General features: G+C 55.4%; 15 protein-coding genes and 1 pseudogene. 6 read left to right on the forward strand and 10 right to left on the reverse strand.

The features are described from left to right. The first annotated feature begins 505 nt into the window (after positions 1 to 505). Entirely contained in the window at positions 506 to 1,084 is a 579-nt protein-coding gene (locus VJR68_RS01335) for a Hachiman antiphage defense system protein HamA (protein ID WP_324145746.1), read from the forward strand. After that, entirely contained in the window at positions 1,071 to 4,478 is a 3,408-nt protein-coding gene (locus VJR68_RS01340) for a DEAD/DEAH box helicase (protein WP_324145747.1), read from the forward strand. The genes VJR68_RS01335 and VJR68_RS01340 overlap by 14 nt, the downstream gene beginning before the upstream one ends. 562 nt (positions 4,479 to 5,040) lie before the next feature. On the opposite strand, the gene VJR68_RS01345 is transcribed toward VJR68_RS01340, so the two are convergent. The 4 genes and pseudogenes from VJR68_RS01345 to VJR68_RS01355 form a co-directional block, all read right to left on the reverse strand. Then, positions 5,041 to 5,871: a hypothetical protein gene (locus VJR68_RS01345; protein ID WP_324145748.1), complete on the reverse strand. Its 831-nt coding sequence runs from the start codon at positions 5,869 to 5,871 to the stop codon at positions 5,041 to 5,043. A gap of 99 nt (positions 5,872 to 5,970) precedes the next feature. After that, positions 5,971 to 6,402: pseudogene (locus VJR68_RS22015) on the reverse strand (TniQ family protein); the annotation flags it as partial. A 1-nt stretch (position 6,403) separates the two neighbouring features. After that, positions 6,404 to 7,456 (reverse strand): ATP-binding protein, encoded by a 1,053-nt coding sequence (locus VJR68_RS01350; protein ID WP_324145749.1) that lies wholly within the window; start codon positions 7,454 to 7,456, stop codon positions 6,404 to 6,406. Between the two features lie 4 nt (positions 7,457 to 7,460). Then, a complete protein-coding gene (locus VJR68_RS01355; RefSeq protein ID WP_324145750.1) occupies positions 7,461 to 9,917 on the reverse strand; it encodes a transposase family protein in 2,457 nt (818 codons plus the stop codon). 1,092 nt (positions 9,918 to 11,009) lie between these two features. Between VJR68_RS01355 and VJR68_RS01360 the strand changes: the two genes are divergently transcribed. Continuing rightward, complete coding sequence (locus VJR68_RS01360; RefSeq protein WP_324145751.1) at positions 11,010 to 11,327, forward strand: hypothetical protein; 318 nt, start codon at positions 11,010 to 11,012, stop codon at positions 11,325 to 11,327. 37 nt (positions 11,328 to 11,364) lie between these two features. Beyond that, positions 11,365 to 11,847 (forward strand): hypothetical protein, encoded by a 483-nt coding sequence (locus VJR68_RS01365; protein ID WP_324145752.1) that lies wholly within the window; start codon positions 11,365 to 11,367, stop codon positions 11,845 to 11,847. A 39-nt stretch (positions 11,848 to 11,886) separates the two neighbouring features. Here VJR68_RS01365 and VJR68_RS01370 read toward each other — a convergent pair whose 3' ends face one another. Genes VJR68_RS01370 through VJR68_RS01395 form a run of 6 tightly spaced genes read right to left on the reverse strand, consistent with a single transcriptional unit; the run spans position 11,887 to position 19,660 of the window. Beyond that, positions 11,887 to 12,885: a restriction endonuclease gene (locus tag VJR68_RS01370; protein ID WP_324145753.1), complete on the reverse strand. Its 999-nt coding sequence runs from the start codon at positions 12,883 to 12,885 to the stop codon at positions 11,887 to 11,889. A gap of 25 nt (positions 12,886 to 12,910) precedes the next feature. Then, positions 12,911 to 14,110 carry a hypothetical protein gene (locus VJR68_RS01375; RefSeq protein WP_324145754.1) on the reverse strand — a complete coding sequence of 400 codons (1,200 nt, stop codon included), beginning with the start codon at positions 14,108 to 14,110 and terminating at the stop codon, positions 12,911 to 12,913. Continuing rightward, the gene (locus VJR68_RS01380) at positions 14,074 to 15,990 is read right to left on the reverse strand and encodes a hypothetical protein (protein WP_324145755.1); all 1,917 of its coding nucleotides are present in this window, start codon (positions 15,988 to 15,990) and stop codon (positions 14,074 to 14,076) included. Before VJR68_RS01380 ends, VJR68_RS01375 begins: the two co-directional genes overlap by 37 nt. Next, positions 15,990 to 17,093, reverse strand: coding sequence for a phosphoribosyltransferase-like protein (locus VJR68_RS01385; RefSeq protein WP_324145756.1), 1,104 nt, complete (start codon positions 17,091 to 17,093; stop codon positions 15,990 to 15,992). Before VJR68_RS01385 ends, VJR68_RS01380 begins: the two co-directional genes overlap by 1 nt. Positions 17,094 to 17,095: 2 nt before the next feature. Next, positions 17,096 to 19,048 carry an HAD-IIB family hydrolase gene (locus VJR68_RS01390; protein WP_324145757.1) on the reverse strand — a complete coding sequence of 651 codons (1,953 nt, stop codon included), beginning with the start codon at positions 19,046 to 19,048 and terminating at the stop codon, positions 17,096 to 17,098. 15 nt (positions 19,049 to 19,063) lie between these two features. After that, positions 19,064 to 19,660, reverse strand: a complete 597-nt coding sequence (locus VJR68_RS01395; RefSeq protein WP_324145758.1) for an NADAR family protein — start codon at positions 19,658 to 19,660, stop codon at positions 19,064 to 19,066. A gap of 714 nt (positions 19,661 to 20,374) precedes the next feature. Between VJR68_RS01395 and istA the strand changes: the two genes are divergently transcribed. Together istA and istB are read left to right on the forward strand one after the other, a co-directional pair. Continuing rightward, positions 20,375 to 21,898 (forward strand): IS21 family transposase, encoded by a 1,524-nt coding sequence (gene istA, locus VJR68_RS01400; protein ID WP_324145759.1) that lies wholly within the window; start codon positions 20,375 to 20,377, stop codon positions 21,896 to 21,898. Then, entirely contained in the window at positions 21,888 to 22,664 is a 777-nt protein-coding gene (gene istB / locus VJR68_RS01405; protein ID WP_324145760.1) for an IS21-like element helper ATPase IstB, read from the forward strand. Before istA ends, istB begins: the two co-directional genes overlap by 11 nt. Positions 22,665 to 22,738: the final 74 nt, after the last annotated feature.

Consider the following 22,738-nt stretch of genomic DNA (forward strand, 5'->3'; position numbering starts at 1 on the left):
ATGTCGTGGACAGAACCTCATAGTGTCCACAGTCACATAGTTTGTGCACTTGCCACAAACTATGGCGTTGGGGGAACGCACGAACTATGGCTTTTGCGATTCCAAAAAAGGTACGTTAAATCAATCAGCTATAATAGCTTCTCGTGGCAGAGAATGGTGATTCGGCCGCGTGCCCGTTAGAGCCGTACGTATCTGAGCCTGGCGAGCTCGTGGCGCCTTCGTGCCCACGGCAACTACAGCACCCCGAGGCGCCAGTAAGATGGACCGAGCGCCAAAGCTCCTGGCTTATCGTCAGGCTCCAGGGAGGGCATCTGTGTTTGACGTCTGGTGTGACTGCGAAGTTGTTGGGGACGAACGGAAGCGGTTGCTTAAGTTTCGTGAGCGACCTGAGGGTCGAACGGGAATACAGCAAGAGCTCGCCACTAGGGTGCGTTCTCACTACGACGATGCGGCCCGAATCGCTAACGACGTGCAGTCACTCGGATATGGCCGTGCAGCGGCCATCTTGGCCGAGCGACTTCCTCGAACCGCGCGCGCGCGGTCGGGAGAATTAGGAGAGATTCTCGCAACAGAGCTGGTGGAAGAACAGCTGGGCTATCGAGTCCCAATCCGTCGCTTGCGGTACAAAGATGGCCGCGAAATGGCGCTCCGAGGCGACGATTTTATCGGGATCAGTTTGGATCCTCAGGGCAATCTCGCATTCCTCAAGGGCGAGTCCAAGAGTCGCGTCAATCTCTCGGCGGCAACCATCGCAGAAGCTCGATCTGCCCTATCTCGCGACGATGGTCGGCCGACACCTGCCTCTCTCCTGTTTGTGGCGGACAGGCTTATGGACAGCAATGGAGTCGGGGCTAATTTGGGACGGCGGATAAGGAATGAAGTAGCCGACCAGGGAGTGCCGCCCGCTCGAATTGCACATGCATTATTCACCATGTCTCAAAATGCCACGCCTGCGGCCCTCACCCAAGATCTTCGAAGCGCGGATGGTTTGAGAAATCATGTGACCGTACATCTCCAGATCGAGGACCACCAAGACTTTATAGCTGCAACCTATGAGGAGGCGTTAGCCCTTGGAAACGATTGAGGAGCTAACAGAGTTCCTACGCGGAGCTGTGGCAGATGGCGCGCGGGCGCGCCTACAGGCGCGTGGTGAGGCAAGAGCTCTGATGCGCCAAGATGGCGCGCTTCCCGATGACGCACCGTCATTTGGCAACACCATCGATACAGATCTCGCGGAGTACGGCCTATCGATCCTTCGGGGGGCGCTGGCTCTTCGCGAAAAGGGAGGAGATCCCGCGGTCTGGCGCCTCGGCTTCACTCGAGCGGGAAACGCGTTCGAGGCATTGATTCAGAATGGGTCGCCGGAAGACTTAAATCGCGGCTTCTATCGCATAGCCGGTGCAGCCGCGTACCACTTGGCTAGCTACTCGGCATTAGCCTACTCCTTGATTGGACAGGCTTTGGGTGACTCGAATTCCTCGCCGGCGGAAGAAGCAATCGCACTCCTAATTGTCCGTGACTTGGCCGCCCTTCGAAACCGATCAATGCAATGGCTCCAGGCAAATGAGCACCAAGACGTGCGCATCGCCGAGCTTGCGCAAGAGGGGGTGCTCGATCCAGATGATCTGATACAAATTGTCCTTACTTCGGCGGTTTTCCGAGCGTTTGCCTACTTTGAGTTTGCACTGCAGACGGGTGCTGCGACACTTGTCGAAACAGCTGACCAAATCCTTCGTCAGGCGTCAACGCTGGCAACTAGCGCAAATGCGGTCACCATGTGGTGGACCATTCGCATCGCTCGCAATCTACTCGACGACTTGTGGGGCTCAAGCCTTCACCAACTTTTACCAGTCGAGGGGCCCGCGAATGCTTTGGGCTATCCGGAGCTTCGGAAGCTTCTCCTAGCAGAGCTCTATGCAAGAAAAGCCGCGGAAGTGGAACTCTGGCCTTCGCAGCTGGAGGCGGCGCGCCGAGCGACCAACCTTTTGGACAACCTCGTGGTTGCGCTTCCGACGAGTGCGGGTAAAACCCGTATAGCGGAGATCGCCACTCTCATGACGCTAGCGGTTGGGATGCGGGTCGTAATAGTGACGCCGCTTCGCGCGCTTTCTGCACAAACTGAAAGGTCATTCCGAAAGACCTTTGCGGGACTCGGATGCTCGGTATCGTCGCTATACGGTTCCAGCGGGGCGGCTGTAGGTGACGAGGATGCCATACGCTCAAGCCGGATAGTGATCGCAACGCCAGAGAAGCTCGACTTTGCGTTGCGCAATGATCGCTCCATCATCAATGACGTTGGTTTAGTCATTCTAGACGAAGGCCATTTAATAGGTCCCAGCGACAGAGAGATTCGGTATGAAAACTTGGTACAGAGGTTGCTGCGTCGGGCGGATGCTGCGAATCGAAGAATCGTTTGCCTATCTGCCATTCTCCCTGAAGGAGAAGATCTCGACGATTTAACGGCCTGGATTCGACGAGACCAACCCGGAACGCCAATACAGTCGAGTTGGAGACCCACCCGCCAACGTTACGGCACATTGACATGGCAGGGTCAGTCGGGCCGCCTGGGCTTTGATCTCGAAGCAGCAGGTCCATTTATTCGTCACTTCATACAGCAGCAGCAGCCTTTAGGGCGTCGTCGATCCGCATTTCCGAACGATACGAGAGAATTGACACTCGCAGCAGCTTGGAAATTCCACAGCCAAGGAAAACGCACACTCATCTACTGTACCCAGCGAGATCATGTCGAGGGGTATGCGAAAGCGATTGTCGACCTAAGCCAGCGTGGATACTTGGAAGCATTGATTGAAGACCAGCCGGCTATCCAGCGAGCGATGGCAGTAGGCCGAGAATGGCTTGGCGCAGATCATCCTGCTGTGCGCTGCTTGCCACTCGGCGTTGCGATTCATCACGGCCGACTTCCGTCGCCCTTCCTTCGGGAAGTTGAAGCACTGCTGAGCGCCAATGTACTGCGAGTTACCGTGGCTTCTCCCACCCTCGCTCAAGGGTTGAACCTAAACGCGGCCGTATTGTTGATCCCGTCATTGTTTCGGTCTGGAAATCCATTGACCGGCGAAGAGTTCGCCAATGTCGCCGGCCGTGCAGGCCGTGCGTTCGTTGATATGGAGGGCCTGATACTTCATGTGATGTATGCGCCCGAAGCATGGAGGATCCGCGACTGGCGAGCGTTGGTGAATTCCGCGAAATCTCGTTCGTTGCACAGTGGTTTAGTGACGATTATTGCAACAGCGATTGATAGGCTCGCACGCAGCGGCGTCCTGATGCGTGCCGACGCCGCGGAGTTTCTTGCAAGCAACGCCGACGCTTGGTATCCCGAGGACCTTGCCGACGATTCCGAACCTATCGAAGAGTTAGTCGAGAAACTAGACGCAACCGTGTTCGGATTAATCGAAGCGCTGGATGCGGAAAGCGATCAGTTGCCGCAACTGATCGACGAAGCGTTGACCGGCTCGTTGTGGGCGAGGCAAGTCGGTCGGCTTGGCAACGAGGCGTCCGTCCTCCATAAGTGGATTTTGCAGGCTCGGGCGAACTTGATCTGGCGCAGTTCCAACGCTATGCAGCGGCGAGCGATATTTTCCATGGGCGTTGGATTCGAATCCGGCCTAGCTATCGATCGCGTAGCAGGTGTGCTGACCGAGCAACTCGATCTAGCGGATGTCGCTGCTCTGCAAGGTGATGTAGAGCGCCTCGTGGGCGCACTAGCCGCTATGGCTGAGCAACTGTTCCAGATTCGACCCTTTATCCCCGAACACCCAGTGCCAGAATGGCGGAATCTTCTGCGAAGCTGGGTCGCTGGTGCGGACGTGGCTACATTGGGTGTCAGCAACTTACGGTTCATCGAAGATGCTTTTGCATACCGCCTTGTTTGGGCTATCGAGGCAATTCGCATGCGCCGTCGCTCCATGGGCGGGGACGGAGAGGTGATCGATGGGGCGGCAGCTGCCGCCTTGGAAACGGGCGTTCCGAGAACAATGATGGCCATGCTGATTCGATCGGGGCTACCCTCTCGTGAGGCGGCCATGGCGGCGATCAATTCGACAAATCCCGTTTTCACGACGCCTGCGGAAATGCGCGCCTGGCTTACCAGCCAAGAGGTTTTGAGACTGACGGCGCGACCTGACTGGCCAACCCCGAGCACGGTCGAGATCTGGAGGAGATTTCTCGATATGGCAGTTTCAGCACGGGGGCAAAGATGGATTTCTCAAGTATGGCCAGTTGCTGGACCGGTCGCTATTCCAGAATTTGCAGAAGCGTCGATCCCGCACCGTGTTCAAGTTAATGATGTATCTAATGAGGTTTCGGTGCTCACGCCAGATTTCAGACCTGTTTACAGCATAAGGCAAAGGCTCAATCAGCAGCTGCCGAGCCTCTTACAAGCCACCATTTCGGCGGATAGGCAATCTTCAACAATCTATCGCATCGGTCCCGGAGAGGCGCGATGGGTAGACGAGCTCTGACGATACATTTATTCAAACCTTGAATAGCGACAACTAGCTCCAGGCCCTAGTCGGGGCTAAGGCCATAGCCAGGATGGTCTGTTTGAACGCAGTCGTGCCGGTCGGCAGCCACCCATTGAAGTGACGGACGCCTCTCGTACACAGGCATCTGCAAACGCAGCGTGCGCGTCCGGAGGCGTAGTCAGCCGCTTTCGGAGGTCGGCAGTCGATTGGACGTTGGTCTGTGCAGGATTGCTGAAGGATGCGGCCTCTGGCCACCTCAATGTTGGCCTCTATGGTCGTACCAAGCACGCACTGACGCTTTCAAGAGGCGACCTGGCCGCATTCATGTTCGATCCGGTGCAAAGTCCCACCTGGATTCGTAAGGCGCCTGGCGTTAGTACGCAATCGCACTAAGCATCATCCTGGTGTGCGGGCTAACGATACGCGGCCACCTACCTAAGCCCCCCTGCTCCCGAGCAGGGCTATGGACAGTTACTTCAGATCCCCCATTAGATGAATATCCTAATATGCGGCAGTCTTTTGGAGACATACAAAGCCAACGCCATATAGCGCAGCATGCCTACTTCTGACTCCATCTCGCGGTTTCAAGCCACCGCATATCGTTCTTGGCCGCAAAGGACCGCACAGAATGCTTCAGCGCACGCGCTAGAAGTTGCGAGTAAACAACGGCCGTTCTGCACACCACGACTGCCTCGTCCCGGGTTACATGTGCCGCCTTCTCAACGTCGTGAGGCAACATACTGAAATAGTGATAACCCTTCCGGGAAAATTCAAACCCTTCTAGAAATTGCCGGGCAACAGCGAATGCCTTCCCCCTTATATAGAGGGCGGTCGGGCCGCCCTGATTTTCGTATGCATGCATGTAAGTACCGTAAATTTCTGGATCAAACTCCCTCAAACGAGATAGTGAAACGCGCACATCCTTTGCTAGAACCCGTATCGGCGGCAGATATAGAAGCCGTTTGTGGCCGAGAATTCGCCTAGCCATCCAACGCGCCTCTCTCACAGGGTCATCTTCCTTGGCGAAGGGATCTGAGATCCAAGAGAAGCCGCTCCATAGATCCAAGAGAGGGATATCCATAGCCTCTCTAGGTCTTGTCAGGAGATCGATAACAGACACCCCTTGGATCGCGCATATATTTAATAGCTCCTTGAGAGTAAAGAAACTCGTGCTCTGCTCCGACCCTGGCTCACGCTGCCTCCAGCTAAACCTGGAAATTCCCCGTCGCTCCTTCAGCTTTGATCTGAGATCCATGGCCAGCTGTGAAGCCACCTCGCGTGGCAGGGTCTCTTGCTCCGCCTTTGCACAAAGCTTTACAAGGCTAAGTATTTGTCTATCTACCCAGTCGAAGAGACTAGGCTGCGCGACGGGTCGGCCTTTATCGGCCAAAGAAGATTTGCAGCTTCTGCACGTTTGTCGAATGTCGAGGCGCGTGCTTCGCAATTGGCTAGCGCCACAAGCAGGACATTCACTTACTAAGGCGCACTGGTGCACAGGGCACCGACTGATATATGGAATCGACCAAATAAGCGGCTCCCAGTCCCTTTCGTTATCCCAGCTCTTGTAGCAACAAGGGCACCATCGACGGCTGGACAAATTCCACCCAACTGGTGTCTTCGGACAAATAACGTTCCGTATAGCCCAAAAGGTTCCATGCCGTAGATGTCGTACGCCCGTCAATCGCTCCAGCTTCAGCATCATGGATGCGCCGCTAGGATCCATACAATGAAATCGTAAACTGCGGCCTGAGATACCTTGACCACGCTGCTCTGCAACGAGATTCATGAGCTGCGGAACCGACCAACCCGTAGTCCTCGACATGCGCAGCAGATAGTAGTCGATAGATTCAACCAATTCCGAGTCAAGCCCACGTAGAGATAAGGGAGGCAATGCCGTCCAAGCGAACGCGCGCTCGTCCATGTCAGGTGGCCGTTGTGACAGGGTTGAGCGCCTTATCACGGTTGGCACTTTGATTACCTAATCCCCACGCCCTGGATACAACGACAGCTTTGGATTTCGTACTTGCAGATTTCATGACTTCTTCGAAGAATCTGACGTCTTCCCACATTTTCTCGTAGTCCCTCTCCCCGTAGTACGAATCGGCGATATCCGTCTTCGTAATGGCAACGCGGCCAGCACATCGCGCCCGTTCTTCCGCGTCAACGAGAATTTTTCTGACAACGCCAAATATTCCAGCAGACGCGGCCATTAGCTCGCTCGCCATCTCGAAAAGAAGGGTCCTCTTAGAGAAGGTGTACCGTTGGCCCAACGTTCGTAGAAGCGTAAGAAAGGGATCCCTATCTTGCTTTCGCTCATAACTGTACGGTGGCATCCAAATCGGCGTAGTTCGCCGCCTCACTTCAGGTCGCTGCACCCATAGATCAGCTGCGCCGTGGACACCACTCAATAGAATGTTCATCTCTCCCTTTTCGAGAATCGACATCAGATTGAGGATGTGGTCCGCAGGATCCGTATTACGGTGATTGACGCAAAGCGCGTGTGCCTGATCGATTGCAGTTAACCATACGCCCCGTGCACCGGAGAGATCCTGAAAGTGTTGCCACATAGATCTCTCGGTTCCCTTAGGAAGAGGCATGCCATTTAACTCGGTATGCGCTCGCTCAACTTCCGCTTTTACGGCCAGATACATTGGGTTTTTTACGTCGTCGCCATCCCGTAACCATCTGAGGTCTGGCACGAAGAGTTCATGAACCATTGACTCGACCAGCGAGCGCGAACTGAAGTAGGCGTTCTGAGCCAGAAGCGCAAACACCTCGATCACAGGGATACGCCCTGCCCCCCAATGCGCAGGATTTCCACAAATCTCGCGTAGAAGAGCGCGACGCACGGTTGTCTTGCCGACGCCAGATGGCCCGATTACGCAGATGAAACGGCCGCGCTCAGGATTCTCTAGTGCTCGCTTAAGTTCGCTACGTGGTCCCACGAAATGCATATGAGGATAGATCTTTGCCATGAAGTCACTCCTCAGGCAGGGGCGGGTAGTCGTCCCAGTTCACGGGATGAATGGCGCCGACGTCGTTGGCTTCTGCCACAGTGACTTCGATCTCAACACTTTCACCAGTGGGAGGCATTGACCGCACCTGCTCTACGGCGACCGCGTGAGCCTGGTTGCGGTGATATCGAGGGCGATCGACATCAAGCTTCCGCAGCCGCCGGCCACGCCGTGCGTGGGGAGACCAAAGGAATTCAAAGAGCTTTTCCAGGGGACGCAGGGACGCGGTCGAGAAGATGCCGCTGTGATAGGCCTTCAACCACTGCGATCGCACCCTGACAAAAAGCAGCATCGAATCTTCACAATCCTGCCTCACCTCATCCGGCTGCGAAGTCCGCAGCAGAAATCGAAGATCATCACTGGTGAAGATGCCACGGCTGGTTCGGATGCCTCGCTTTTCCGTAGCCTTGCCTTTGAAATCGACGGGAACGGACGTCTTGATTTGAAAATCATCGTCAAGCTGTTGTGGCGTGCCCATGACACCAAAGCGCCCGACAGCCTCATCTCTGCGTTCAATGGGCGTGCAATCACCCTCTCCAGGTGTGTTGGGCAGATCGCCGTACAGATACTCTTCGAACGCTCTGCAAATAGTCATAAATGCCAGCTTCGCTGTTTTGCGACTCTTGAATTTGCCGTCGACCTTCCGACCTTTCATGTCTGGCTCGGTCGAGCCTGGCAAGTCATGAGCGACATTTATGTTGACTTGCTTGATGGCGCACTCAGCTTGGCCGTTGTAGCGACTACCCCCAGTGGGTGCCCAGAGAAGCGTGATACCGTTTTCTAGACAGAAAGCTTTGAGCCAGAGGGAGTCATTTTCTGAGCCGCGATCGAGGACGATGACCAAGGGAAGAAATCCGTGCCTTCGAACGAAGTCGCGCAGCAGAAGCGCCAACCCGTTGGTGCATGCCTTTCCAAAATAGAGCGAGTGGGCCATTGGCATGCCCGTCGCTTCGTCGATACCGATGTAGAACCATGGCTTGTCACCGCAGAAATCGATCTCGACAACAGGTTCGCATCGATTGTCGAATTGCGATGAGTCAATGTGCAGCGTATGGCCGAAGCCGATGGCTTTTCCCGACCGCATGGTGGGATCGGAGATGGGTCGAGCGGCTTGATAAGCACGCATGCCGCCTGTAGCCAACGCCCTTTTAGTTGAGTCTTCTTGCCGCACGTATCGGTATAGCGTTTCTATGGATGGGGTGGTTGCGCGGTGAAGGTTGCAGACTTTCTCCAATTCAAACCACAGATTCTTTAGTGTTCTGACTTTTCCTCGATTCCAAAGCACGCGAATGACCCATTCCAAACATTGCTGCTGGGCAGGGTCGAGGCGTGCTTGGCGGTTGCCACTCTTTGCGTAGTTCGTCAGGCAAGCCGACAGGGGTGATAAGCCTTCCGATACCGCCTTCTTAACGCTGGAAGCTAGTTGCTTCATGCGTACTGTAGGTTTTTCGACACCACGTTCGATGCGCTCAAGCCGTGCCAGCCGTCTCTTCGCAGCGTTGTAATCCGTCGTGGTCGCGAGCCCGATGGCATCGTGAATAACGGGTTGACTCGTCGCTCGAACTAGCGCTTGAAGAGCTAAGGCATCGACCTGCCGTGCTTGCTCCAATGTCGAGTACAGATAGAAGTGCTGAGGCAAGGTAATCGGTGTGCTGGTAACTAGGCCATAGCACCGCCGATCTGCCAGAAGGACCAAGGCAATACGCTCACGAAATCCCGGTACTGCATCGCCAAGTTCTTCGATGGAGTACGGTCTAGCTGCCAGAAGATCCAGTGACCGCTCGGCAATTCGCATCTCGTCAGGCCCGAGAGGTAGCTGCTTCAAGGCATACATCGCCTCCAGGTTGCGCAGGTAATTCGCGAAGGGCTCGGGTGGCGTCCACACGCGAAAGGGGAAATCTCTCTCGTTCGCCCACCGCTCATAAGGTCTGCAAGTCCAGCCCTCGCCATTCTTTTCCCACTCGCCCGGATGTTGGTGCTTTTCCAGCCACCTTTCTGGCTTGCACTCAACTAGTTCGACTCGATCCTGATGAAAGACAAGGAAATCGAGTGTTGCGTTGGAAACGTGCTTCGCACCTCCCTCACTAGTTCGGAGGACGTGGCGACAAGGAAATTGTGAGTAGTAGCCCTGTACGGTGCCATCCATCTCGAGCTCGTAGGCGAATGGGCGTTCACACGTGTGGCTTTCAAGAATCCGAATGGCGCCGCACTTGGCCGAGGCCAGTTGGACCTTGACGTTCTGCAGGGCGCCCTTGCCTACGGGGCGTTGACCGCTTTCGGCAACCATCCACTCCAGTTGCGTGATCTGGAAGGGGTTGTATCCAGCACGTTCATAGACCTCGTACCGCTCTCGTTCGCTGAGCCCACCAAGGCGTTGTTCGTCGACGATAGGGCGTTTGATTTGTAGCGCGCTTGTTGCCATGTTTTTTCTCCTCTAGGTGCGCACTTCCCTGCCGGCAAGCCACAGGGTTGCCGTTAGGTCGAGCGCGGCCATCTAGGCCTCCACAGGGGGCTATTGACTTTTCATAAGGGGCGCAGGAACCTAGAGGTGCTGACCAGCCAGTCATGCACCTACTAAAGCCTACGCGAGCCGCAATCTCGGTAGGCTTTTTAGTTTCCCGCTGGTTGGCCTACATGGTTTTCTCTGCCCTCCTGAAGCGTTAACTGCTTCTCTGCTAAAAAACGTTAAAGCCGCCGCTCTCGCGAGCAGCGGCTTTGTTTTATCGGCTGTGCGGCATTGCTTGTTGCATCGATCGCCGCCCACCGGCGTTGAGGCGCCGCTGATCCGGTCGGATATACGCAATCGCTCGCTGTCCGAACCCATCGTCACTTCGCTTTGGTGGACGCGATCCAGCTTCGGCGAAGGAGCGCCTCAAGCCTTTCATGGTAAGTGCCCGCTATTGACCAATGCGGGCCGCTCGGCGCGTTGAACCGCATCCGAAAGCCATGCCGCCACATCAAGGCTTAGCAGAAATGTTCCTCGGCGCCCGGGCAAGGAAACACAAGGAATCGGCAGCAAGCCACGTGAAGCAGCTTTGCGTGCGGCGTCTAGGCTTGGATAAGAGAGCTTCCGCCAAACGCGAGAGAGCGGAACATAAGGTCCGAACTCGTCATACAGCTCTCGACGGAATAGCTCGTACTGCTCTTGCATAGGATCACCTGATCCTTCGACAAAACAGTGGATGCTTGGAAATAGACCACTTCGTCCGGACTATTGCAAGGTGCGTTTGGACGTCTATTAGTCAACTTCTTGTCGTCCAACAATTCTCACAAAGCCGTATTTTTCGATGGGAAAAATCCATGCTTCGGCATGGCCATGCACGTGCGATGCAGCGACATGAAGGGCCACTTCGGGGATCTCTTTTCGCGTTAGCGAGATGGTCTGCGATTCGTCGGCGTAGAATGCTTATGGCGATTCGGAGAGCGGCAACCGTAACTATGCGTGCACCAGGTAATTCGTCGGTTGCATGAGGCAGAGCCGTGGCCTCCAGGTGCGATATTCGGGACACTCGTCATGGCAAATGCGCTCACTTCGCCAAGGTTTCTTGAAGGCGGCTGGTACATCAGTTATCTGGTCTGGCACGCGACAGGGGAAGGCGTGCGGGTATGTGTTGCCGTGGCGGGCAGCCAGGCAGATGCGGAGAAGACCCTCAGAAGCAAGATCGAGGAGGACTTCTATCCCGCCGTTAAGTCATCGCCAATTACTGACGACAGCAGCGACGAAGTCATGCAACTACTTTACTGGATTCCTGACGCCGTCAAAGCAACTCTGGAACAGGTGCCGCTTGGCATGGGCGAGTACTATGCAGAGCTGTTCTACGACTTAGGCTAGTACGATCAGCGCATGGCGCATGCATGAAGGAGATGCCGTGAACCTGTACCTAGACTGCGAGTGGGCAGATGTACTCGCGTCGGAACTGGTTTCGATCGCATTGGTCTCTGCCGACGAGAAACATAGCTTTTATGGGGAACGTGATCCGCTCCCTACTAATCCCATGCCATGGGTTCGATCTGTCGTCTATCCACTACTGGAGCGCGGCGGCGCCGCACTGGATGACAGCACCCTAACGCATCGATTGCGTGACTTTTTGGCCGGCTTCTCGCATCCGTGCATCCATTACGACTCTGGCCACGATCGGGCACTTTGCCAATATGTGATCGATGGTTTTGATGTACCTGAGCCGGAGGGTCCTATAACCGCAGTGACTTGGGTCCGCCTGGACGGACTGCATTCGCAGCTTGAACGCTGGTGGCAAACACACCCAGAGCAACAACCTCGCCGACATCACGCGCTGGTCGACGCTATGGCTTTGCGGGGCGCGGTGCGAGGAGACGCCGACAGCTTGCCCTGATGAGAATCTTTGGAAGCCACTACGCCCGATCCCTTACGTTTAGCCGTCCTCGACGCATTCCTGGAATAAATCGATCATAGTGCCGCTAACAGCAGTAGAATTTCTCGCAGAATTTCGTTGCATGTCTCGAATCGCATGTCCTATGCGGTTCGGCCATTCGGCGCCAAAATGCTTGTTTAGCAACTGATTGAGGCTCATGTAATCAATCAATTCAATCATCGACGTCATGGATGCTTCGTGCTGGGCACTTCGCGTAAAGCCGCCCGTTGCTATGAGGACCCCTTTGTTCGCGTGTCGCCGTGATACGACGCCCATTAGTTCGCGGACTGCGGAGACTGGGACCGCCCCCTCATAGCGCTTGCATTGAACCAGCACCAATGCCTGGCTTGCTACTTTGTTCTGGCGCGCTTCAACGTCGACACCTCCGTCCCTGGTAGCTTGCGTAACAGAGACTTCGTAGCCAAGCTTCTCATAGAGGGCGCCGATCAGATGCTCAAACTCACTTGGACGCAGTTCAAGGATGGTGTCACGTGGATTTTCGCGGTTGAGGTATCGCTTCCGGATGATGGCCTCGGCGTCTGACAAGCCGTTCAAACGACCATCGGGAAGAAACGCAGCATGTGCGGTGAAATATGCGTCCAGCGCGTCCATTACCTTGGCGGGATAGTTCGGCAGCAAGTCTAAGACCCAAGTTATTCCATCCCAAGGGCGGTACGGTAGGTCCATTAGGCGTCGAACAAACTCTTTTCTCTCAATTAGGCTTTCCAATTTTTCAGTAGGGAGCGATTTAAGGCCGCGTCGCAGAGATTCGTCTGCTCCTAGCGACCCACCAGAAACAAGGAACGATCGAAGGATGCTTTTTACGACCTTCTCTGGATATGCATGTATGATCTCTAAGAACTCGTCACGATGCTCGTCTGTCGGAAATTCGTAATCTTGAAACTGAAATTTCCGTTCGTGCTCCGGGGTGATGACTAGCGCAATCCATTGTTGAAGAGTGAATGACCTCGCATCACGTACTGCCTTGTGTCGTGACATATTGTTCTATCCAATCGTCAAGCTGCTAAGCATAGGCTGATCCCGTCAGAAGCAAGCTACAGATTTCTGGCTTAGACGAAGTAACCGCCTGTGCTGAAACGACATAGCGTGTGGGTTCGGCGTGGGGAATAGCAACACGGTATGGTGCATCTGTCACACCGGAAGGGCGCATTTCAAAGCAGGCCAGACCTGCTCCCAACGTAATTAGCTTGCTACCAAAGGGAGTAACGACAAGTCTGCATCCCCCAAGCACTACCATGCTGTCTCGATAGCGAGTCATTGCGCCTAGCAACTGACGGTAGACCTCAAATGGCTGAGATTCGTGCACGTATAGGATATTGGTGGTTGGTGTGCCCCGTGAGTCAAATAGTGGTCCTTTATATTCGACAAGAAGACGGTCTGCCCGTCTCGGATCACGCGAGGGATGAGGAACTACGGGGCATATCTCCGCTTCGCCAGGTATATCAGTCAGCTTCATGATTTGCTGCAACTGATTGATCCGGTGCTCACCTAAGATTGGAAACCACACCAGGGGCCATTCTTGGACACTCTCGGCTTGCATGGCTCCAAGGAACCCAGGAATCAATACGACCTCGCTACCCGGATCCTCAGCCATGATCTGACTGTCGAGCCCCGCGTCCTCGGCGACCAATACTTGGAAGTTCACCCCTCCCGCTGCAAGGGGGTTTGCAACGTCCTTATCCGGGATCAGCCGGTGAAGCAGGCTGGTCATCAGGGCAAGGTAAATGACGCGAGGTAGTGAGCTCGCATCCAGGATGATATCTGTCTGATCGGATACCATCTCCAGTACCGCATCAGTACCTACACGTAATGCACTGCTTGCGCTGAGTTCCTCTCCGTCCTCTGACGCCCCGAAAGTTACCGTCTCAATCGTGCCCAGTTCCGAGAAGACCTCGGTCAATCCTTGTCTATTTTGCTTCGTCAATTCTTGTAGCGCGTCGTCCAGGCGGTAATTGGCAAACTCGATGAGAACGAGCTTCGCCTCGTCGACCACTCCGCCAGACTCACGAATACTGCCCACGCATTCGCGCATAGCTGTTTGAGCTCGAACATCGAAGCCGCTCCCTGCGATGTAGAGGAGCCGCATTTTTCGCCGTTCGAATAGGCGATCCCAAAGTTCGTTTGCGTCAGGTCCGCGTCGAAACACATACTGATCCCAAAGCATCGCTAGCCCCCCATTGCCAAGCGCTTTTGCGGTTTCCATCCCCGCGACATCCAGTCAATTAAGTCCATGCATGAAACGTCTTGCCACCCTCCCATCTGCAGTGGGAGCCCAAAGTGCGCACATAGCGTTCGATTCAAGTAGAGGATGGATCCTGCCTCGCGCGCGGTGCTAGCCGTACTTGGACGCTGGAGTAGCAAGTTTTCCGCAATACATTCCGACAACACACGCCTCAACAACTCGCCTTGCTCCCCAAGAGCCTTCGTACCACTCTGCAGTTTGTTCATCTCCGACTGTGAAAGGCGTATCCCCGTTACTCCAGGTGCGTAGGGCGCATTTGGTAGAAAAGTCCGCTCGCGGCAGTACCCTCCAATGGACACGAGTAATCGATGCGCTCGCGTGCCTTCGGTATGTTGCTTGGGGACGAAGCTCAAGCGCCGTTCTGCTGTATCGCGAAGAAGCTTTTCTTGCTCGAATGGCGATAGTTCAGGACTGCGCTTTCCGAGAACCTGACTAGCCACGATGCCGTCATACAGGACCGCAGCCATGGAAAGAAGCTCCTCGACATTGTAGGAGGCCATTACGCAGAACGTTTCCAAGCCGTAGTAGTACGGCAGCCCAAGCTCTTCGTGTAGCTGGATTTCCGCCGCACCGCGCAGTGATGAGGTGTCTTTCTCGTCGATCTCTTCCGCTGGCAATGCCAAATCCAAACTCAACTGTTTCTTTGCCGCGTCTCTTGCCACGAGTATGCGTGTCGTGAAGAGCCCAAGCAGCATCTCCAGCGTTGGCTCACTGGTACTTTTCTCTGCCCTGGCGAGCCATTCTCGATAGCGGACATTACCTTCGTGCGGCTGGATCGCAGTCCGATAGGCATCAATGCCGGGCTTAACGAAGGGTCGTATTTCATCTGGATCCAGCTGGTCTCGCAGGCGTTGGGAAAAACTACCCGTCACAGTGACCTGGCGGTTCATCCGCCGGTCGAGAACATTCTGCGCAAACGAAGAGAACTGATGTATGCCTTTGGGCCCCGCCCAAAGCTCCTCGAGAGCGTACTCGTTGATGTCTCGGCCGATGCGGGCACCTTGTGAGAGCAGCGAATCGCCAAGCACTAGTGTTCTCATGGCAAGCCATATCGGAAAATCCGGCCGCTGAACGGTCAGTTCGTCGATCAGTCCGTCGCGTTGCTTGCGGCGCAGGCGTTGCAGGTCATCAATCATCAACAGCCGGTTGGTGGCAACTTGCTTGCCATCTTGCAGAAAACGTACAGCCTGGAGCCATAAGACACTTTCAAACCTTGGGCTTGAAGGTAGTGTCTGACTTGTACGCCCCGCGAATGAATCTAACTCGGCATAGATCCGCTTCTCCTGCGCCTCTGCCCAGCTTGCTAACTCACGCGCAGAGCCGTGCGCTGGGATATTTTTAAGATCGCGCGCGTCATCGCTATACTCGATTTGAATCGAGTCCAGCGCCTCGTCTGAACTAAATCCCAAATACGTTCCAAGACTTCTGATCGTCCGAAGTACAACGCGGCAATCCAGGAGCGCACGGAAGGGGCCCTCCTCGATAGCCGAAGCACTGGCTGGCAAGTCCGCATAACCCGATGCACAGGAAATCATCACGCCGAGCAGACGCGGACCTTCTTGGTCATCGAGCACACCTTTCTCGACAAATAATGGAAATGATTCCCTGAGTTCGTTAGTACCCTTCGCGCGCCAAAAGCTTCGTAGCACGCTTGGCGTAAAAGCGCGCAGGATCGTAGTTTTCCCGCCGCCGGGAGCGCTACGAAAAATATGCACCCCGCCCTTGAACGCCTCATCAGACAGTTTTTCAAGAATTTTCGGGGAAAATACGAGTGCAAACTCCTGATCTGAGGTCGTCCTCTCGGATCGCCGCTCCAGGAAGGGATTCACGTTGTACGCCATTAGAAGTCTCTATGCCTGACAACTCGGGGAAATAGGCCGGGGTAGCTAAGCTGTTCGGGACCCCACAGCAAGTACACAGAATTGTTGGGCGTGTTATGAGAAAGCACCACGGGCAAAGCGCAATTTGCAAATCCTAGACGCCCGTCCGAGCCTCCTACTTTCATATGCTTGTCATTCGCTTTCGGATCGAAATACAGCGTATTAGCAAGCAGATTGGCAAGAGCCGGAGTCGGATCATTTGTGAGAGCCAGGCTTCTTTCGAGCTTGCATAGAACTCTCAGCTGCAACGGCTTAAATCCTCGTTCCGAAGTAAACCGTTCGCTCCAGTACTCGATGTGGTCAATTGCCTGACGAGTGGCAACGTAGAGGACAAGGAACACCTCGTAGTGCGATGGGTCGATCAAGCGCCTCTGATGCAGCTGCTCATATATCTTCTGCAACTTGCCACCATAAGACTTCTTTTCGCTGTCGTAACGGATATATGTATTTCCACTTCCGGAGAAGTCATCTAATAGCCAGACCAAATTGAAGTGAGGCGCCTGTGATTGAAATCCGGCCTCTCCTAGCTTCTCCTTAAGGTCCTTGAGCATAGATTCCGACTTTTGCTCCCCAAGCTCGTAGGCCTGCCAGATTTGTTCATTGTTTATTTGGTGATTGCTTGCCCTTCGCAGCTCGTTCGTCCTAGCACCATCACTGAGCCCCAGGTAGAGCGACTTCAGCCGAAGCTCTTTGAAGCGCGGATGACGAGATAACTCTCCAACCTTATAGGTGGGAATGCCGTTCTCTTCGGCGACTAGGCGGAGGCGCTCTTGAACGATCAGGTCCGGATAAGCGATTTCTACCAAGTGAGAGATTTCGGCATCCGAAAAGAAAACAAGCTTCTCTTTGACTAATTCGAGGGCCGCAGGACGGTCGCTAGGCTCAAGCTGTTTGAGCCAAAGTGCGAGGCTCTCAATGAACCTTCGACCAGGACTGAACCGTTGGTAATAGTCGTACTTGAAGAACGCAAGCAATTGAAGTTCTGCAACGTGCTTAAGCACAGGTTCCTGATCTTGCCAATCCATGACGCGGGCCAAGAGCTTCGCTGCGTTGCTGTCCTGCATGGCTAGGGATTGTCCGTAGGCTCGTGGGACATCGAAAACCTGAAGCGCCCCACTGCATCCACCTGGAAGCGCTCTAGGTACCAAAGCGTGGCGTCCACATCGCGGCGATGACCCGGGGCCAGCTTCCAACCCCGATCCATACGCCGAGAGGGCATATCTACGCTTAGAGAAAACCGGTGTTCAAGCAAAGATACATCGTTGCCTGGCCAAGCTCCTTGATCCCCCATAGTCAAAATCTCGTGGGGATCAATTTTTTTATGCTGGATGATATGAGCAACGAGCTCAGATTTACCTACACCTGGTGCCAACACATCGACGGAGTGTTTGCTACGGAACATGGTGCTATTGGTCAATCCAGCTTGGCGCAGAGAGTCCGCAATGACGAACCACATCTGATCAGTTGGCAAGCCATCTCGAAATCTGATGCTCACCTGATAGGGATGCTTTGGAGAGATGCGCTCGATCGGCACGCCCAATGACTGAAGCTTACGCGCAATACGCGTTACATGACTCAGGAACTCGACAGTGCCCTGTGGGAACTCCAGCGTCTGGCTTGCAGTGCCGATCCAACCTCCGTTGTATAGGCCTAAATGGAGGTTGTCTAAAATGCTGCTCGGCAATACCTTGGCCAGCTCATTTTGAATTGAGTCACCGCGACCGGATGCGATACCAACTAGTATTCCGGCCTCAACTAGGCGTTTAAGGTGACGAACGATCGGATCCGAAGGCGGAGCTGTTCGTCGTTGAGAGGCCGTTAGGGTCCCGTCGTAGTCGAAGACGATCGCTCGGAAGGTCTGGTAGGTCAAAGAATCTACGAAAGCGTCTCGGGCGCGAGTCATGTCGCTGCGCCGTCTTTGCGATGGCCAGCGAGCACCAAGCACGTCGTACTTGGATTGCTCTGCGGCGGACACCCGATTGCCAGGTGGCGGGATAATTTTGGGCAAATCGATGTAGTAGATGTCCCTTCCAAATTGGGGCACGTTCGGTTGGCCCGGGTCTTTGCCCATTTTCTCTGCGATTGCCTGCACGAGGTGCATTTGGCCTATGAGACCTGCGATTAGGTCCTTAGGCGAAGCGCCTGACAGCGGCATCGCCAACGTGGGAACGTCACCTGGAAACAGCGCACTCATTTTGTTCCAGAGCTCGCCTAATGACGGTTCAACCAGCGCTAGGACTGCGATGTCCGTGGAGCGCTCAGCCAACCAAAGATGCCTTCCATGCGCGAAGGAACGGAGGTCTGCCAGCTGACAATGAAGGAGTGCACCTTCCGAGAACTTTGACTCCAGGTCGGCTGCAATAGGGTGGAGGAGGGGCGAATATGTCACGACAACGGCGCCACGTTTTACCGCTGCTTGGACGAACTCTGCTGCCGCTTCCACCCAGTGTGAGATGGGTTGACCGCCAATCTGAAGTTCATCGACTGAGGCCGGCAACGCGTCGGTGTTGCCGTCCAGCTCACTATATGCCCGCGCCACAAGAACCGCGTCCAATAAGAGGCTGTTGGTCGCTAGATATCCATCCTTTTCATGAAGCTCAAATACATGTGAGTTGACGTCGGAAAGCTCCAACACTCCTTCCATCAGCGGACTTGACCCTCGGTTCGTCAGCACATGGACAGGACGCGCACTATGCTGGCGTGCGCGATCCAGAGCCTCGGTGATATCTGGATTTTTGCCTTCCGCGGATATCAAAAACACCGGGCTGGAGGAGGCAAGTGTGGGGTTGCAGATAATTTCAAGTGGTGTTGATGGACGCGAAACCCTCCCCGTATAGGCCTCGTGTAGATTGCAGAGAAGTGCGGCGACCGTAAATGAGCCACCGGAACCAACCCCAATAACACTGGACTCGCTGGCTCCGGCAATCGCCTGCTTTAGCCTCGACACATCCTCGCGCATTGCTGCCGCGTAGGTGCTCGCCAATTTAGTGAGCTCGGTCCGGTAGCGATTCGTCTGCATATCTAATAGTTATATTTAAGCCATCGCGCGAGCGGCATCTCGACTGCGAGAGCCGTTTACCTGCTTGCTTTGTTTAGCTTTCTTAGAGGTGGCTTTCGCCTGAAGCTTGGAATGACCTCGAATCTCTTCGCGGACTTCCATCAATAGCACTCCGAGCATGTTCAAGCCCTTCCCATTAACTTCGCCCCAGGTTCGATTCACCAGGTTATCGGTGCGCCCGACTTCCACCAGTCGTGAACTTCCTGTTGAAAGCAGGAGCTCCTTTAGGTCCTCGTGCTGAGTGAACTTGGCCCTCAACACATTGCGCATTCTGTCGAACTTTGTACGCGACCAGTCGGGAGTGATGTCCCAGGTGTAGAGCCCATGTGCTGCCATGGCCACCAAAGATGGTGTTGGTGCACTGAGAATCCATTCGCGCACAGACTCCTTCCTCGCCTTGCCGGCTTGGTAGGCATGCTCTGCTGTGGGGTATTCGCGACCCTCAAACACCATAGCGCGTCGGAATAGATTGCTAAAAGCTCCGTATGGCTTCTCGTTCGACCGATAAAAGGGAATGTCAGCCTGCTTGCTCGCCGCTTTGGCAGATTTCTTAGGGGCCGCAGATCGGCTCATGGGCTGTTCTCCTTATTTGTTGACTCGGAAACTGGAATGTTCTGGGTTTTGCAGTGATTGAGGATCAGGACCTCGATCAGTCCCGTCAGGCTGCGGTGATCACGGTCAGCAGCCAATTCAGCAGCAGCCTTGAGCTCCGGTGTTACTCGGAGCGTCACCGTTGTGGTCTTGGTTTTCGAACGTCCTCTTGGCATAGCTCTAATGTACTGCTTTTTTCAGTACAAAAGATGTACTAGGTACTGCGTTTTAGAGGACGGATAGCTGACGACTCTAGACCTCTAGGATCTCAGCGGCCGCGCCGGCCCATGAGCCCTCAGCTAGGAGCAGCGGGCTACCGTGGGGTCTCACCTTGGGGGCTTTTCGTAGGACTGCTCGCAAGCAAATCGACCGCCGCCGTCCCTAGCGGCACATGCTTTGTGCCGCTTTTGCGCTTTGATGACTGAACGAGACGGACCGTAAGTCTATGATTTATCGATAATTGAGCATACTTTGCCTAGAAGCTATGGGCAAAGTCTGTGCGAACGGGTCCCACCCAATACGAACTATGGGTCACAGGCGGGTACCGACTATGGGGCCGTGAACAATAGTCCGTACCTTTTGGAGCCCCATATGTTGAGTTCCATCCAAAACTGAGCCACTTCCTGGGGTGATTTCCGTCGAATTTTGAGCCACCACCCCGCACCCTCCGCTCAAGCCTGAGCGGGAGTAACAGGAGTGATCGACGTGGCCCTATTAAGCGTGATTCGACGGTGGCACCTTCGCGACAAGATCTCGATCCGCGAGATCGCCCGGCGCACGAAGTTGTCGCGCAACACCATTACCAAGTATCTGGCGAGCGGGGAGACCAGCCCGCACTATCCGCATCGCAAGAGTCCCAGCCGGCTTGACCCCTATGCGGCCGAGCTGGCGGGTTGGCTTCGCACCAACCAGCAACAGTCCCGTAAACAACGGCGCACCCTGAAGCAGATGCATGCCGTGCTGCTGACGAAGGGTTATACCGGTTCGTATGGCCGAGTGGCGGCCTTTGCCCGTGAGTGGCGCCGTGCCGAGCAGGAGCGATTGCGCACGGCAGGACGCGGTACGTTTGTGCCACTCGTGTTTGCGCCAGGCGAAGCGTTCCAGTTCGACTGGAGCGAGGATGTCGCCCGGATTGGTGGCGAGCGCATGAAGCTGCAGATTGCCCAGTTCAAGCTGTGCCACAGTCGGGCCTTTCTGCTGCGTGCTTATCCGTTGCAGACCCACGAGATGTTGTTCGATGCCCATCACCACGCCTTCACCGTGTTCGGTGGCGTGCCTCATCGCGGTATCTACGACAACATGAAGACGGCCGTGGATAAAGTACGCCAGGGCAAGGTGCGTGACGTCAACGCACGCTTCGCGGCGATGGTGGGCCACTACCTGTTCGAAGCGGAGTTCTGTAATCCAGCCTCCGGCTGGGAGAAGGGGCAGATCGAGAAGAACGTCCAGGATGCGCGTCATCGGATCTGGCCGACGGTGCCGGCGATGCCGACACTCGATGCGCTCAACACCTGGCTGCAGGCGCGATGCATCGCCCTGTGGCAGGAGTTCACCCATCCTGCGTGGCGCGAACGCACGATTGCCTCGGTCTGGCAGGATGAGCAACCTCTGCTCATGCCGATGCCGGCACCCTTCGATGGCTTCGTCGAGCAGACCAAACGCGTGACACCCACGTGCCTCGTGCATGTCGAACGTAACCGTTACAGCGTGCCGGCCAGTTATGCGAACCGACCGATCAGCGTGCGCTTGTACGCCGATCGCGTCGTGATGGCCGCAGAGGGTCAGGTTATTGCGGAGCACGCGCGCCGGATTAACCGCAGCCATGATGGCGGCCACACGATCTACGACTGGCGCCATTATCTGAGCGTGCTTCAGCGCAAGCCGGGTGCGTTACGCAATGGCGCACCGTTTGCGGATTTGCCGCAAGGCTTTCGACGATTGCAGACCCTGCTGCTCGCGCGTCCCGGGGGTGATCGCGAGATGGTGGAGATCCTCGCCCTGGTGCTGCAGTACGACGAGCAGGCCGTCCTCACGGCGGTGGAGTTGGCGTTGGAAGCCAACGCACCCTCCAAACCCCACGTACTCAACCTGCTGGCCCGACTGGTGGGTGAGGCACCCCCGGCGCCGGTCGATGCACCGCCGGCACTTACCTTGCAGGTCGAACCGGTGGCCAATGTCGCTCGTTACGATGGACTGCGGAGGACACGCCATGTCGCATGAGGCCGTGATCACCACGCTCAAGTCGCTACGCCTGCACGGCATGGCCCAAGCCCTGGATGAACTGGCCCAACAAGGCGCCTCGTTGTATCGGGAGGCGATGCCCTTGATGGATACCTTGATCAAAGCCGAAGTGGCCGAGCGCGAAGTGCGTTCTATCAACTATCAATTGAAGGTGGCGCGTTTCCCGATCTATCGGGATCTGAGCAGCTTCGATTTTGCCCAGAGCGCCGTCGATGAAGTGCTGATCCGTCAACTGCATCGGGGCGAGTTCATGGATCACCAACAGAACCTCGTCTTCGTCGGTGGGCCTGGCACCGGCAAGACGCATCTGGCCACAGCGATCGGCGTGCAGGCCATCACGCATGGACGACGGCGCGTGCGTTTCTTCTCGACCATCGAGCTGGTCAATGCGCTGGAACTGGAAAAAGCGGCAGGCAAACAAGGTCAGCTGGCCACACGGCTCATCGATGCCGATCTGGTGATCCTGGATGAACTGGGCTACTTGCCGTTCTCACAAGCCGGTGGTGCCTTACTGTTCCATCTCATCGGCAAGCTCTACGAGCACACCAGCCTGGTCATCACCACCAACCTCAGTTTCGCCGAATGGGCCAGCGTGTTTGGCGATGCCAAGATGACCACAGCGCTGCTCGACCGCCTCACCCATCGCTGCCACATCCTGGAAACGGGCAACGACAGTTACCGCTTCAGAAACCATGCGACCGACATCAAAAAGGAGAATCGGAACCCGGCACCCATCCCGAGCTAAGCTAGCCTGCAGCACTAAACGGGTGGCTCACTTTTCGATGAAAAACCCGGCTCAGTTTTCGGCGGAAATCAACA

It is taken from the genome of Dyella sp., assembly GCF_035277725.1.
In the GTDB taxonomy this organism is placed as follows: domain Bacteria; phylum Pseudomonadota; class Gammaproteobacteria; order Xanthomonadales; family Rhodanobacteraceae; genus Dyella_B.